At 67.0% G+C, this 14,250-nt stretch carries 10 protein-coding genes; all 10 read left to right on the top strand.

The window, feature by feature from the left end; genetic code table 11:
* The first annotated feature begins 35 nt into the window (after positions 1 to 35).
* The 10 genes from ACXHGZ_RS12670 to ACXHGZ_RS12625 all read left to right on the top strand — a co-directional run bounded on the left by ACXHGZ_RS12670 (position 36) and on the right by ACXHGZ_RS12625 (position 14,233).
* A complete protein-coding gene (locus tag ACXHGZ_RS12670; RefSeq protein ID WP_480460144.1) occupies positions 36 to 2,318 on the top strand; it encodes a tetratricopeptide repeat protein in 2,283 nt (760 codons plus the stop codon).
* A gap of 214 nt (positions 2,319 to 2,532) precedes the next feature.
* Positions 2,533 to 3,513 (top strand): AAA family ATPase, encoded by a 981-nt coding sequence (locus ACXHGZ_RS12665; protein ID WP_480460143.1) that lies wholly within the window; start codon positions 2,533 to 2,535, stop codon positions 3,511 to 3,513.
* A 9-nt stretch (positions 3,514 to 3,522) separates the two neighbouring features.
* A complete protein-coding gene (locus tag ACXHGZ_RS12660) occupies positions 3,523 to 4,470 on the top strand; it encodes a DUF58 domain-containing protein (RefSeq protein ID WP_480460142.1) in 948 nt (315 codons plus the stop codon).
* Complete coding sequence (locus ACXHGZ_RS12655; RefSeq protein WP_480460141.1) at positions 4,467 to 4,973, top strand: DUF4381 domain-containing protein; 507 nt, start codon at positions 4,467 to 4,469, stop codon at positions 4,971 to 4,973. The genes ACXHGZ_RS12660 and ACXHGZ_RS12655 overlap by 4 nt, the downstream gene beginning before the upstream one ends.
* Positions 4,960 to 5,961 carry a vWA domain-containing protein gene (locus ACXHGZ_RS12650; protein ID WP_324812483.1) on the top strand — a complete coding sequence of 334 codons (1,002 nt, stop codon included), beginning with the start codon at positions 4,960 to 4,962 and terminating at the stop codon, positions 5,959 to 5,961. The genes ACXHGZ_RS12655 and ACXHGZ_RS12650 overlap by 14 nt, the downstream gene beginning before the upstream one ends.
* A 1-nt stretch (position 5,962) precedes the next feature.
* Complete coding sequence (locus tag ACXHGZ_RS12645; RefSeq protein ID WP_480460140.1) at positions 5,963 to 7,561, top strand: VWA domain-containing protein; 1,599 nt, start codon at positions 5,963 to 5,965, stop codon at positions 7,559 to 7,561.
* Positions 7,558 to 8,865 (top strand): hypothetical protein, encoded by a 1,308-nt coding sequence (locus ACXHGZ_RS12640; protein ID WP_480460139.1) that lies wholly within the window; start codon positions 7,558 to 7,560, stop codon positions 8,863 to 8,865. The genes ACXHGZ_RS12645 and ACXHGZ_RS12640 overlap by 4 nt, the downstream gene beginning before the upstream one ends.
* Before the next feature lie 39 nt (positions 8,866 to 8,904).
* Positions 8,905 to 9,918 carry an HAD family hydrolase gene (locus ACXHGZ_RS12635; RefSeq protein WP_480460138.1) on the top strand — a complete coding sequence of 338 codons (1,014 nt, stop codon included), beginning with the start codon at positions 8,905 to 8,907 and terminating at the stop codon, positions 9,916 to 9,918.
* 99 nt (positions 9,919 to 10,017) lie between these two features.
* On the top strand, positions 10,018 to 11,595 hold the full coding sequence (locus tag ACXHGZ_RS12630) for an arylsulfatase (RefSeq protein WP_070573554.1): 1,578 nt from the start codon (positions 10,018 to 10,020) through the stop codon (positions 11,593 to 11,595).
* A gap of 163 nt (positions 11,596 to 11,758) precedes the next feature.
* Complete coding sequence (locus ACXHGZ_RS12625) at positions 11,759 to 14,233, top strand: fused MFS/spermidine synthase (protein WP_480460137.1); 2,475 nt, start codon at positions 11,759 to 11,761, stop codon at positions 14,231 to 14,233.
* The last annotated feature ends 17 nt before the right edge of the window (positions 14,234 to 14,250 follow it).

Here is a 14,250-nt window from a genome sequence, read left to right as displayed (position 1 = left end):
TCATCACCCTCATCGCGCATGAGTAAGGAAACCGAGTGTATCGTCACCCCCTGTTGATGCTGTTGTGCCTGTTGCTGTTCGCGCCCATGGCCACCTGGGCGCAGCAGGCCGGGACCTCCCCGGGCCAGGCGAAGGACCGGGAGGGCTATGCCGACGCCTCCAGCTGCAAGGGGTGCCACCAGGCGCAGGCCGCGCAATGGAAGGATTCGGACCATGCCTGGGCCATGCGCGTGGCCAGCGCCCAGAGCGTGCTGGGCGCCTTCGATGGCCGTAGCTTCGAGGAGGACGGGGTCAAGGCGCGGTTCCAGCGCAAGGGCGAGGGCTATTACGTGCGTACCGAGGGCCCCGATGGCAAGCCCGCAGACTTCAAGGTGCGCTACACCTTCGGCTACCACCCGTTGCAGCAATACCTGGTGGAACTGCCCGGCGGGCGCCTGCAGGCGCTGACCATCGCCTGGGACACCCGACCCAAGGCACAGGGCGGGCAACGCTGGTTCTCCCTGTACCCCGGGCAGCGCTTCGCTCCCGACGATGCGCTGCACTGGACCGGGCGCTACCAGAACTGGAATGCCATGTGCGCCGATTGCCACTCCACGCGGTTGCTCAAGCACTACGATGACAAGCAGGACAGCTATGCCACCACCTGGCAGGAGCAAACCGTGGGTTGCCAGGGCTGCCATGGCCCCTCCCAGGCCCATGTGGACTGGGCCAAACAGGCCAAAGACGAGGCCAAGGGCGGCGTCACGCCGGCCCAGATGGGGCTGGCGGTGGACTTCAAGGGCCTCGACGGTAAGGGCCTGATCGAGCAATGCGCCTTTTGCCACAGCCGCCGGCAATCCCTGGGCATGGGCCAGCAGCCGGGCAAGCCCCAGCTCGATGCCTCGCTGCCGGCGACCTTGCGCGAGGGCCTGTACCACGCCGACGGGCAGATCGATGGCGAGGTGTACGTGTATGGCTCCTTCACCCAGAGCAAGATGTACGCCGCCGGGGTGAGCTGCACCGACTGTCACGATCCGCATACCACCCGGGTGAAGATCGAGGGCAATGGCCTCTGTCAGCAATGCCACAACACCCACCCACCCACCAGCCGCTTTCCCAGCCTGCAGGCCAAGGACTACGACAGCCCGGCGCACCATCACCACGCCCAGGGCTCACCGGGTGCGCAATGCGTCAACTGCCATATGCCGAGCAAGACCTACATGGTGGTCGACCCTCGGCGTGACCACAGCCTGCGGATACCACGACCGGACCTGGCGGACAAGACCGCCAGCCCCGATGCCTGCACCGCCTGCCACACCGACAGGCAACCTGCATGGGCCGCCACGGCGATCGAGGGTTGGTTCGGCACACCCCAGCGCCCGCCCCATTACGGAGAGACCTTGCATGCTGTGCGCACCGGCCAGGGCGACCGCCTGAGCTTGTTGACGGCGGTCATCGCCGATATCGGCAAGCCAGCGCTCGTGCGGGCGACGGCAGCTCAGCAACTGACAGAGCTGGGCGCACCGGCCATCACCCCGTTGAGCTGGGCGCTCAACTCCAAGGAGGGCGTGGTGCGCGCCTATGCCGCTGCGGGCTTCGCCCGGGTTCCGCCCGAAGCCCGCGTCAAGCAGTTGCTGCCATTGCTCGACGACCCGCTGCTGGCGGTGCGCGACGAAGCCGTGCGCGCTCTGGCCGATGTGCCGGCGCAAGCGCTGCCGGCCGAGCGCCGGGAGGGCTACGCGGCACAGCTGGCCGACTACGAGCGGCGCCTGCGCGACAACGCCGACCTGCCCGGCGGCCGGCTCAACCTGGCCGTGCTGCTGCAGCGTCTGGGCCGCCAGGCTGAGGCCATCGAGCAGTATCACCAGGCGCTGCGCCTGGACGCCCACTTCTCACCCGCCAGGGTCAACCTGGTCACCCTGTACAGTGGCGCGGGGCAACTCGACCAGGCACAGACGGTGCTGCGCCAAGGCCTGGCACTCAAGGACATGCCGGCGGGCGATCACGGCAACCTCGCCTACATGCTGGCGTTGCTGCTGGTCGAGCAGGGCAAGGCGCAGGAGAGCCTACCCTGGCTGGACGTTGCCGCCCGGGAGATGCCGGGCAACGCGCGGGTCTATTACAACCAAGGGCTGCTGCTGGCCCAGCTGAACCGGCGCGACGAGGCGCTGCGGACCTTGCACAAGGGCCTGGAGGCGGCGCCTGAAGACCCGGACCTGCTCTACGCCCTGGTCTACCTGCATGCCACGGCCGGTGAAACCCGCCAGGCCGACGCGTACGCACAGCGCATGCGCAAGGTTGCGCCGCAGGACCCACGCCTGCCACCGGCACAGCCATAGTTGCAGCCGATAAGGATTGACTGGCGAGGGATGTTCTTTACACGACAGCCGCCTGAGTATTTTTCGATGGCGAACAAGGACATGTGAACTAGATTTACCAAGCATCTTCATCTGCACGGTGGCTGGGCCGTGTGCCCGGGCGGTTCACCCCGGGCACGTCACCGCAGGGAAGTCGACTCATCGCGCAGTTGACGCAAGCCAAGGACAAACGACAGTGACCATTCGTGAAGAGATCACCAGCCTGGAGGCCCAGGTGGGGCTTCAGGTACTGGGCCAGGAACGGACCATCCGCCATATCATGTTGGGCCTGCTGGCCAACGGGCATGTGCTGCTCGAAAGCCTGCCCGGTCTGGCCAAGACCCGCACGGTCAAGGCCCTGGCAACCCACCTGGACGCACGCATGAGCCGCATCCAGTTCACCCCCGACCTGCTGCCGTCGGACATTACCGGTGGCGAGATCCTCCAGCAGACCGATACCGGCAACCAGCTCAAGTTCCAGCCCGGCCCGCTGTTCGGCAACGTGATCCTCGCCGACGAGATCAACCGCGCACCGGCCAAGGTCCAGGCGGCACTGCTCGAGGCCATGGAGGAGCGACAGATCACCGTGTCGGGGGAAACCCACCCGATGTCCGGGCTGTTCATGGTGCTGGCCACGCAGAACCCTATCGAACAGGAGGGGACCTACCCGTTGCCCGAAGCGCAGATGGACCGCTTCCTGATGAAGCTGCTGATCGACTACCCCAAGGTCGAGGACGAGACGCAGGTGTTGCGGCTGGTACGTGGAGAGGAACAGCGCCAGCAGGCCGGTGGCCATGGCGAAACCGCAACGCCCGTGGCGCAGGAGACGATCTTCGCGGCGCGCCGCGAAGTCGGGGCGGTGCATGTGTCCGAAGCCATCGACCGCTACCTGATCGACCTGATCAACGCCACCCGCCACCCGGCGGACTACGACGCCGACCTGCAGCGCTGGATCAAGGTCGGAGCCAGCCCCCGTGGCGGCATCAGCCTGGACCGGGTCGCCCGGGCTCATGCCTGGTTGGCAGGCAGCGACTATGTGACGCCAGACGATGTGCGCGCGGTGTTGCACCCGGTGTTGCGCCACCGTCTGCTGTTGTCCTATGACGCCGTGGCCGATGGCATCGGCGCCGACCAAGTGCTGGACCGCCTGCTCGACACCGTCGCGGTCCCGGCCTGAGGGGGCGCCATGCACAAGCCCGTGGTCGCCGACGGCGCCGTCTACGCCTCGCTGGAGCAGCTGATGCTGCTGGAGCATCGCGTGCGCGGCCTGAGCTTCCTGTCACGCCAACCGCTGTCCAGCGTGCTCTCCGGTAGCCATGCCGCGCGCCTGCGCGGCCGTGGGCTGAGCTTCGACGAACTGCGCCAGTACACCCCCGGGGACGACCTGCGTCACCTGGACTGGCGGGCATCGCTGCGCTACAGCAAACCGTTCGTGCGCAGCTACACCGAGGAGCGCGACCGCCCGACGCTGCTGCTGGTGGACCAGCGCATGAGCATGTATTTCGGTTCGCAGCGCAGCTTCAAGTCGGTCACCGCTGCCGAACTGGGGGCGATCGGGGCCTGGATGGCGCTGCATGCCGGCGATCGGGTGGGCGGGCTGGTGTTCGGTGACCAGACCATCGAGACGATCCGCCCGCTGCGCAGCCGGGCGCGGGTGGAGGCATTGTGCGCGGCGATCGTGCGCCACAACCAGGCACTGCATGCCTCGCAAACCGACGAGGAACAGCCGGGTCAGCTCGACAGGGTGTTGCGCCAGTGCCTGGGCATCGCCGGGCACGATCACTTGATCGTCATCGTCAGCGACTTCGCCGGCGTGTCGCCGCAGACCCTGCAACTGCTGCGTCAGCTGGGCGCGCACAACGATGTCCTGGCCCTGCAGGTGTTCGATCCGATCGCCCTGCAGTTGCCCGACCGTGGGCGGGTGACTGTGACCCAGGGCCAGGTCCAGGTGGAGTTGGAGATTGAGCGGCGCCAGGTGCACCGCCCGCTTGGGGACTTCCTCTCGGGGCGGCTCAAGGACGTCGCCACGCTGCTTCGGCGCAGCCAGGTACCGCTGATGATGTTCAGCACCGGGCGCGACAGCCTGGAGCAGCTGCGTGCGGAACTGGGCCGGCTTTCGGCGGTGACGCGATGAGCCAGGTGAGCACGCCGAGCATCGACCAGTTGCGCGAACTGCCGCTGCCGGCGATCGACGTCAGCTATTGGCCGCAGACCTGGGGGTGGTTGGTGCTGCTGGTGGCGGTGTTGGCTCTGGCCGGAGGCCTGGCCACTTGGCGCTACCTGCGCTGGCGGCGCAATCTCTATCGCCGCGAGGCCCTGGCTCGCCTGGAGGTGCTGGCCCAAGCGCTGAACGATCCTGTGCAACGCCTGGCGGCCCTGCGCGAAGTGCCGCAACTGCTCAAGCGCGTGGCGCTCTCGATGCCCGGTCAGGGGCCGGTCGCGACCTTGGGCGGCGATGACTGGCAAGCCTTCCTGCAACGCCATAGTCGAGTACAGCTGCCCGGGCAGCTGGCGCGACGGCTGGCACTGCTGGCCTATGCCCCGGCGGACCAGGTAGTGGCAATGGCCGACAGCGACATTCAGACACTGATCGCGACCTGCCGGCAATGGATCGAGGTGCACCATGTGGCAACTTGAGTACCCCTGGCTGCTGTTGCTGCTGCCCTTGCCCTGGCTGGCCTGGCGTTACCTGGCCACCTACCGCGAGTCGCGCAGCGCCTTGCGCGTGCCGTTCTTCGCTGCCATGAGCCGTGCCGTGGGCCAGGAGCCGGGCACCGCCCGTGCGGGCGGCGGGCGCTGGCAACTGCTGCTGAACCTGTCGGTGTGGGTGCTGCTGCTGGTGGCCTGCGCACGGCCGGTGCTGGTGGAAAAGCCCATCGAGCGCGAGCGGCCGGTGCGCGACCTGATGTTGGCGATCGACATATCCCAATCCATGGCCACCACCGACTACACCGACCCATCCGGCCAACGCGTGGACCGGCTGCAGGCGGTCAAAGGGGTTGTGCGGGATTTCATCGCCCGGCGCAAGGACGACCGTATCGGCCTGATCGTGTTCGGCACCGGTGCCTACCCACAGGCGCCGCTGACCCTGGACCACGCCAGCCTGGGCATCCTGCTCGATGAGGTCGGTATCGGCATGGCCGGCCCCAATACTGCCCTGGGTGACGCGATTGGGCTGACCATCAAGCTGCTGGACAAGGCCAAGGAGCAGGAGAAGGTGCTGATCCTGCTGACCGACGGCAACGACACCGGCAGCGCCATCACACCGGACCACGCCGCCCGCATGGCCCGGGATCGCGGCATCGTGGTGCACACCATCGGCATTGGTGACCCCGAAGCCAGCGGCGAGGCGAAGGTCGACCTGCAGGCACTGCAGGACATCGCCCAGGCCACTGGCGGCCGGTTCTTCCGTGCCGGTGACCGGGACGCGCTGCAGCAGGTCTATGCCACGCTCGACCACATCACGCCGCACCGGGTGAAGACCTTCAGCCACCAACCCAGGCGCGACCTGTTCTGGTGGCCGCTGGGTGCTGCGCTGCTGGCCCTGTTGCTGGGCCATGGCGTGGCTGCCCTGGCCACTGCGCGCCGGGCGAGCCCTGCACACCTGACCAGGACCGAGCGTTGATATGGACATCGATCTGAGTGCCTTTCATTTCCTGCGGCCGCTCTGGTTGCTGCTGATCGTCCCGGGCCTGCTGCTGCCCTGGTTGTGGGCACGCCGCCACAACCTGCTGCGACGCCTGGAGGGCATCATCGCCCCGCACCTGGTCGAGCATCTGCTGATCACGCCCGGGGAGCAGCAGCGTTTTCGCCCGGTGCACCTGCTGGGAGCGATGCTGGCCCTGGGTGCGGTCGCCATGGCCGGGCCGACCTGGGAGCAGGACAAACCGGCCTTCCTGGACAATCGGGCAGCGATGATCCTGGCCCTGGATCTTTCGCCCTCGATGGACGCCGACGATGTCCCGCCTTCACGCTTGGCTGCCGCGCGCAACAAGCTGCATGACCTGATCCAGCGGCGCGCCGGCAGCCGCACGGCGCTCATCGCATATGCCGGCAGCGCCCACCTGGTGCTGCCACCGACCGACGACCCAGCCTTGCTCGACAGCTTCCTCCAGGCCTTGTCCACCACGCTGATCGACAAACCCGGCAAGGATGCCCTCGGCGCGGTGGTTCTGGCCAAGCGCCTGCTGGTGGCCGAGAACGCCCCCGGCACGCTGGTGCTGGTCACCGATGGTGCCGACGCCAGCCAGTTCGACGCGATCGGCAAGCAGGTGCGCGGCAGTGGTTTGCAGGTGCTGGTGCTTGCCGTCGGTACCCCTCAGGCCGGGGTGGTGCATGACGCCCAGGGCCGCCCCAGCACCGACGCCAGTGGCCGGACCCAGCGCGCCACCTTCGATGCCGAGGGTTTGAAGCAGCTCGCCGAGGCCGCGGACGCGCCCCTGGGCAGCCTGACCCTGGACGATGACGACCTCGACTGGATCGAGCTGCATGCCCAGCAGCATTTCCAGGCCGCCCAGGACGACGGGCAGCCACTGCACTGGAAAGACGCAGGCTACTGGCTGTGCTGGCCGCTGCTGGCGTTGGCGTTGCTGGGCATGCGCCGTGGCTGGCGCGTGCACTGGCTGGGAGCCTGGCTGGTCGCGTTGGGCGTTGCTTCAGGCCCGCAGCCGGCCCACGCCGGCGCGCTGGCCGACGCCTTCTTTACGCCCGACCAACAGGGGCGCTGGGCATACGAGCAGCAGCACTACCCCGAGGCGGCCGAGCACTTTGCCAACCCTTACTGGAAGGGCGTGGCGGCCTACCACGCGGCCGACTACGACACGGCCCTGGACACCTTGGCGCAGCTGGACACGGCCATTGCGTACTTCTACCAAGGCAATGCCTACGTGCGCTTGTCGAAGTTCGACCAGGCGATCGCGGCCTATCAGCAGGCTTTGCAGCGCCAGGCGCAGTTCCCCGAGGCCAGCGCCAACCTGGCCCTGGCCCAGGCGCTGCTAAAGGACCGCGAAGCCCAGCAGGAGGCGGGGCCGCCAGACGAGAAGGCCGACAAGGTGCTGCTCGACAACGCCTCCGGGAAAGGCAAGGACGTCCAGCGCACCGCGGCCGGGCAGGGCTCAGACCAGGCGTGGCTGGACAACCTCAACACCTCGCCGGCCCAGTTCCTCAAGCGCAAGTTCCTGCTCCAGGACGCCGCTCGCCCAACCGCCACGGAGGCTATGCCATGAAACGCCTGTTGTGGATACTGCTGGTGCCACTGTTGGTGCAGGCCGCAGAGCCCGAGGTGCGCGTGCGCAGCCAACTGCTGCCGGCCGATACGGTGCTGGTCGGCGGCACGGTGAGCTTGCAGGTCGACCTGCTGGTCGATACCTGGTTCGATGCCGCGCCGCAGCTGCCGGCCTTGAAACTGGACGGAGCCGTCGTGGCCGCGCCCAGCAGTGAAGCCACGCACCTGAACGAGCGGATCGATGGCAAGGCGTTCTTCGGTTTGCGCCTGAGCTACCAGATCACGCCGCAGCAGGCCAAACCGTTCGATATCCCGGCGTTGGCCATCCAGGTCACACCAGGGCAGGGCAGTGGGCCGGTGATGGTGAAGAGCCCGCCACAACACTTCGTCGCCCGGCAGCCCGCCGGGGCCGGGCAGGGGCGGCATCTGGTCGCCCGCGCGCTGCAGTTCACGCAGCAACTGGAACATTCCCATCAGCCGCTGCGCGTGGGCGACAGTGTCACCCGGCGGCTGCAGGTACGGGCCGAAGGTGCCCAGGCAATGTTGATTCCTGCGCCGGCCTTCAGCGAGATCGACGGGCTGCGACGCTATGTGCAGCCTCCGGTGGTCGCGCCGTTGAGCGATGGCCGTGGCGGTATCAGCGGCGGCCAGCGCGAGGATGCCGTCACCTATGTGGTGACCGAGGCCGGGCACTACCGCCTGCCGCCCATCGAACTGCAGTGGTGGGATGCCGACAGCGGCGAAGCCCACTCGGCGAGCGTGCCCGCGCTGGAACTAGAGGCTTCGGACGCCGCGGTATACCAGGCACCGTTTTCCATAAGCGACGACTTGCGTGCGCTGGGCCGGACAGCTCGGGTTCATATCGCCAGCCATTGGCTGCTGGCGGCCTGTGCGTTGGTGCTGCTGGGCGGCCTGGTCTATTTCGGGCGGGGTTGGTATCTGACGTTGCGGGACGCTTGGGGGCGCTGGCGGCAACGGCGCAAGGCGGCCTGGTTGGCCAGCGCTGAGCATGCCTGGCGGCAGATACCCGGCCAGTTGCGCCAGGAACCGCCACAACTGAGCGCCCTGTACCTATGGATCAGGCGCACGACAGGGTGTCGCGAAATGAGTACAGGTCTTCCTTCGTTACCCGCTGCTGTTTCCAAATGTTTGCTAGCTTTCTTGGGAGCCCGTTACGGCGCTTCGCTTCGGCAGGCCGCCACAGCAGCCCAGGTGGTAGACACGTTGCCGGTGCTGCGACGGACGGTTACCGAGCAAAACCGGCCATCATCCGGCCGACATGGCCTGAAGAAGCTCAACCCCTGAATTCGGCGTCATGCCTGCTGCATCGATCAAGGAAGTTACATGCACTTGAATTTCGCTTCGCGCCCGGCGCGCTGGTTGTTCACCCTCTGCCTGCTGCTGCCCTTGGCGGCCCACGCGGCCGAGCCTCTGCCCTCGTGGAACGACGGCGCCTCGCGCGAGGCGATCGTGGCGTTCGTCGAGGCGGTGACCGATGAGCAGGGCAAGGACTATGTCCCGAGCGCCGAGCGTATCGCCGTGTTCGACAACGATGGCACGCTGTGGAGCGAGCAGCCCCTGTACTTCCAGGTGCTGTTCGCCCTGGCCGAGGTCAAGCGCCTGGCCCCGCAGCACCCGGAGTGGAAGACCCAGCAGCCGTTCAAGGCGGTGCTCGAAGACGATCGCAAGACCCTGGCCGAAAGCGGTATGCGTGGCCTGATGCAGATCGTCACCGCCACCCACACCGGCATCAGCAACGACACCTTCGAGCAGAACGCACGTCGCTGGCTGGCCAGCAGCGTGCACCCGCGCAGCCAAAAGCCCTATACCGAGATGGTCTTCCAACCGATGTTGGAGCTGTTGGCCTACCTGCGCGCCAACGGTTTCAAGACCTACATCGTCTCCGGCGGCGAAGTGGCGTTCATGCGCACCTTCGCCGAGGAAGTCTACGGCATCCCGCCGGAGCAGGTGATCGGCACCACCTTCGCCACCCGCTTCCAGGACCAGGAGGGGCAGCTCTCCATACAGCGCCTGGCCAAGCTCACCCACAACGACGATGGCGCCGGCAAGCCGGAAAGTATCGACGCCTATATCGGCCGTCGGCCGATCCTCGCCTTCGGCAACTCCGACGGCGACCTGCAAATGCTGCAGTGGACCATGGCCGGCCCTGGCCGCCGGTTCGCAGGCCTGGTGCACCACACCGATGCCAAGCGCGAATGGGCTTATGACCGTCAGAGCCAGGTCGGCCGGCTGGACAAGGCACTGGACGAAGCCAGGAACAAAGACTGGGTGATCGTGGACATGGCCAGGGAGTGGAACCGGGTCTATCCCTTCGATCAGGACGTCAACCAGCACTGATAACCACAGCGACATCGAGAGAGCGCCAGTGTGCGGTCGGGCCTCTCGACTGACGTGCAGTCGTGGATCACGACAAGTCACTGGAACGGAGAAGCACCAATGAAACGCAGAGGAAGGTGGTTATCGCAGTTCGCACTCGCGGCGACGGCGATAGTGGGGTGTTCGATGGCGGTGGCCGCGGACAAGCCGAACATTCTGGTGATATTCGGCGATGACATCGGCCAGACCAACATCAGTGCGTATTCGCATGGGGTGGTCGGCTACAAGACGCCGAACATCGATCGTATCGCCAAGGAAGGCATGATGTTCACCGACTATTATGCCGAGAACAGCTGCACGGCTGGGCGCTCGACCTTCATCACCGGCCAGACGGCCTTGCGCACCGGCTTGTCCAAGGTCGGCATGCCCGGGGTCAAGGTCGGCCTGCAGGATCGCGACGTGACCATCGCCCAGGCGCTCAAGGCCCTGGGCTATGCCACCGGCCAGTTCGGCAAGAACCACCTGGGCGACCGTGACGAGTACCTGCCGACCAACCATGGCTTCGACGAGTTCTTCGGCAACCTCTATCACCTCAACGCCGAAGAGGAGCCTGAGCGCCCCTACTGGCCGAAAGACCCCAACGATCCCTTCGTCAAGTCCACCACGCCTCGTGGGGTGATCCACTCCACCGCCGACGGCAAGATCGAGGATACCGGTGCGCTGAACAGCAAGCGCATGGAAACCATCGACGATGACACCACCCAGGCCGCGATCAACTTCATCGACAAGCAGGCCAAGGCCGACAAACCGTTCTTCGTATGGATGAACACCACACGCATGCACGCCTTCACCCACGTGCGTGAGTCGATGCAGGGCCAGAGTGGCATGCCGGGCAACGAATATGCCGATGGCATGCTCGAGCACGATGGCGATGTGGGCAAGCTGCTCAAGAAACTCGATGACCTCAAGCTCACCGACAACACCATCGTGGTCTATACCACCGACAACGGCCCGAACCAGTGGTCGTGGCCGGATGCGGCCACCACGCCGTTCCGCAACGAGAAGAACTCCAACTGGGAAGGCGCCTACCGGGTGCCGGCCATGGTGCGCTGGCCAGGCAAGATCAAGCCGGGCGAAGTGACCACCGAGATGTTCTCCGGCCTGGACTGGTTCCCGACCTTGCTGGCCGCAGCGGGTGATACCACCATCAAGGATCGTCTGCTCAAAGGCACCGACGTCGGTGGCAAGAACTTCAAGGTGCACCTGGATGGCTTCAACCAGCTCGACTTCCTGACCGGCAAGGCCGACAAGAGCGCGCGTACCGAGTTCTACTATTTCAACGACGACGGCGAACTGGTGTCGATGCGCTTCGGCGACTGGAAGATCGTGTTCTGCGAGCAGCGTGCCCCGGGTGGCTTCGCTGTCTGGAGCGAGCCGTTCACCTGCTTGCGCGCACCGAAACTGTTCAACCTGCGCATGGATCCTTACGAGCGGGCCGACGTGGTCTCGGACCAGTACTACGACTGGCTGACCAAGAACGACTACCTGCTGTTCCAGGGGACTCAAAAGGCGGCCGCCTTCCTGCAGACGTTCGTCGACTACCCACCCAGCCAGCGTCCGGCGAGCTTCAGCATCGACCAGATCCGTGCCGACGTGGACAAGCAGATCGAGGCCAAGATGAACAAAGGCGCCAAGTAAGCGCCGACCTGGACCGGGCGCAGGCCATGCCTGCGTTCGCCTTCTGGCCTGCGGCGGTGTACCGGCGCAGGCCTCTTTCGCACGATAAGGCGTCCCAATGTCTTCAGCCGCCAGTCAATCCCGTTCACGCCCTCGTGGCGCGGCAGTTCAGGAAACCTCGACCATGGCGCGACCCCAGCTGGCGATAGCCGCCTTGCTGATGTTCCTTTCCGGCGCCGCGGCCCTGGTCTACCAGGTGCTGTGGGTCAAACAACTTTCCCTGGTGGTGGGGGTGGAGGTGTACGCCGTCACGACCGCCATCAGTGCCTTTTTCGCGGGCCTTGCGCTGGGCGGCCTGGCGTTCGGCCGCTGGGCCGACCGCCTGCGTCGCCCCGTATTGCTCTATGCCGGGCTGGAAGTGCTGGTGGCGATCCTCGGGGTAGCCGCCACCTTGGCGCTCGGCGTCGCGGCAGGCCCCTTTGCCCGGCTGGAGGACAGCCTCGGGCCGCTGGCCTGGGGGCTGCCGTTGCTGTTGGTGGGCCTGCCGGCTTTCTTCATGGGCGGCACCTTGCCTGTGCTGGTACGTGCCCTGGCCCCGGTGCAGGGGCAGGTGGGGCGTGCCGGCGGCGGGTTGTATGCGGCCAACACCGCTGGTGCCATCGCTGGCACCCTGGCTGCCGCATTCATGCTGTTGCCATCGCTTGGCGTGCTGGCCAGTGCCTGCGCCGCCGCGCTGCTCAATGTGCTAGCCGCCGGGGCGGCATTGCCGCTGGCCCGCACTACCGCCGAACCGTTGCAAGGCACTGCCGTCGGCCCGGTCTCGCGCAGCCCGTCGGCCCGGCTGGCCATCGCCCTGTATTGTCTGGCCGGTGGCGTGGCGCTGGGCTATGAGGTGGTCTGGACGCAATCGATCGTACAGTTCATGAGCACCCGGGCGTTCGCCTTCGCCGTGGTGCTGGCCACCTACCTCTGCGGCCTGGTGCTGGGCAGTGCGCTCCATGCCCGGCATGCCGACCGTATCCGTGACCCTTGGGGGGCGTTCGGCCTGCTGATCGCCTCGGCCGGGCTGCTGGCGATCCTCCAGGTGGCCGGGCTGGGCCAATGGTTGGTTGGCGCGCAGAGCCAGGCCGAGCGCTGGGTGCTGGCCCTGGGCGGCAGTGAACTGACCGGGATGTCGGCGCGTTTCGCGGTTGCCGGGCTGAGCGTGGTGTTCCTGCCGACCACCCTGCTGGGCGCGGCGTTCCCTCTGGCCCTGCGCCTGGCGGTGGACAGCGCCCATGTGGGGCGTGACGTCGGCGCGGTGGTCGCGCTCAATACCCTGGGCGGGATCCTGGGCGTGATGCTCACAGGGTTCGTGCTGGTCCCCGAACTGGGGCTGGTGCGCAGCCTGGCCGTGCTCGCCGTGCTTGCGGCGGCCATCGGCGCCTTGGCTGCCTGGCGCGGTGTCCAGGTGAGCCGGCGCCTGCGCGTGGGTGTCGCGCTCGCCGGTGGCGCCACCCTGGCCTGCGGGCTGCTGGTCTCGCCCGAGCACCTGGCGCAGTTGATGCCGGCGACTCGCAGTGGGCAGTTGAGCTTCTACGAGGAAGGCCGGGGCGGCACCGTGGCCGTGGTGGAGCAGGGGGCAGGGCAAAAGCGGTTCAGCCGCCTGTACATCCAGGGGGTATCCAATACCGGCGATGCCATGCCGTCGCTGCGCTACATGCGCCTGCAGGCGCTGCTGCCGCTGCTGGTACACCGGGGCGAGCCACGCTCGGCGCTGGTGATCGGCTTCGGCACCGGCATCACTGCCGGTGCCATGCTCCGATATCATGGCCTGCAGCACCCGGTGGTGGCCGAGCTGCTGCCGGAAGTGCTACGGGCGGCGCCGCATTTTCGTGGTACCTTCGACGCGATCGCTGATCCGCGCCTGGACATCCGCCTGCGCGACGGTCGTCGCGAGCTGCTGCGCAGCGCCACCCGCTACGACATGATCACCCTGGAGCCGCCGCCTCCCTCGGCCGCCGGCGTGGTCAACCTCTACTCCCGCGACTTCTATGCCCTGGCCGCCAGCCGCCTGGGCGAGCATGGTCTGGTGGCCCAGTGGCTGCCGTTGCCGACACAGAACGACGAGGACAGCCGCTCGCTGGTGCGCAGCTTCATCGATGTATTCCCCCACGCCGCGTTGTGGACCACCGAGTTCCACGAAATGCTGATGATCGGTTCGTTGCAGCCGCTGGAGCTGGATGCCGTGCGGATCCAGGAACGCTTCGCGCAGCCGGAGGTGGCCGCGGCACTGGCCGAGGTGGGTGTCGACTCCCCTGCGGCCCTGCTGGCGACCTGGATCACCGATCGCCAGGGCCTGGAGCGCTATGCCGGCGATGCGCGCCCGGTGACGGACGACCAGCCGCGCATCGAATACGCACCGTGGGTGCGCAGCCGCGAGATCACCCGCGTGTTGCCGGTGCTGCTGGCACTGCGCCGCGAGCCGCCTTTGCTGAACGCCAGCCCGGCCTTCCTGGGCGAGGTCGATGACCAGTGGCGCAGCCTGCGCCGGTTCTATGGCGTGAGCCTGCTGGCCTACCGCGGCGACCGCCAGGGCTGGGCCCGGGAGGTGAGGGCGGTGATGCGGGAGGATGGCGATAATCCGTACTACCGCTGGTTCCTGCCCAGCCAGCCATAACGCCGCATGCCATACGG

It is taken from the genome of Pseudomonas shiyinii, assembly GCF_056725765.1.
This window is presented reverse-complemented; position numbering and strand designations above follow the sequence as displayed.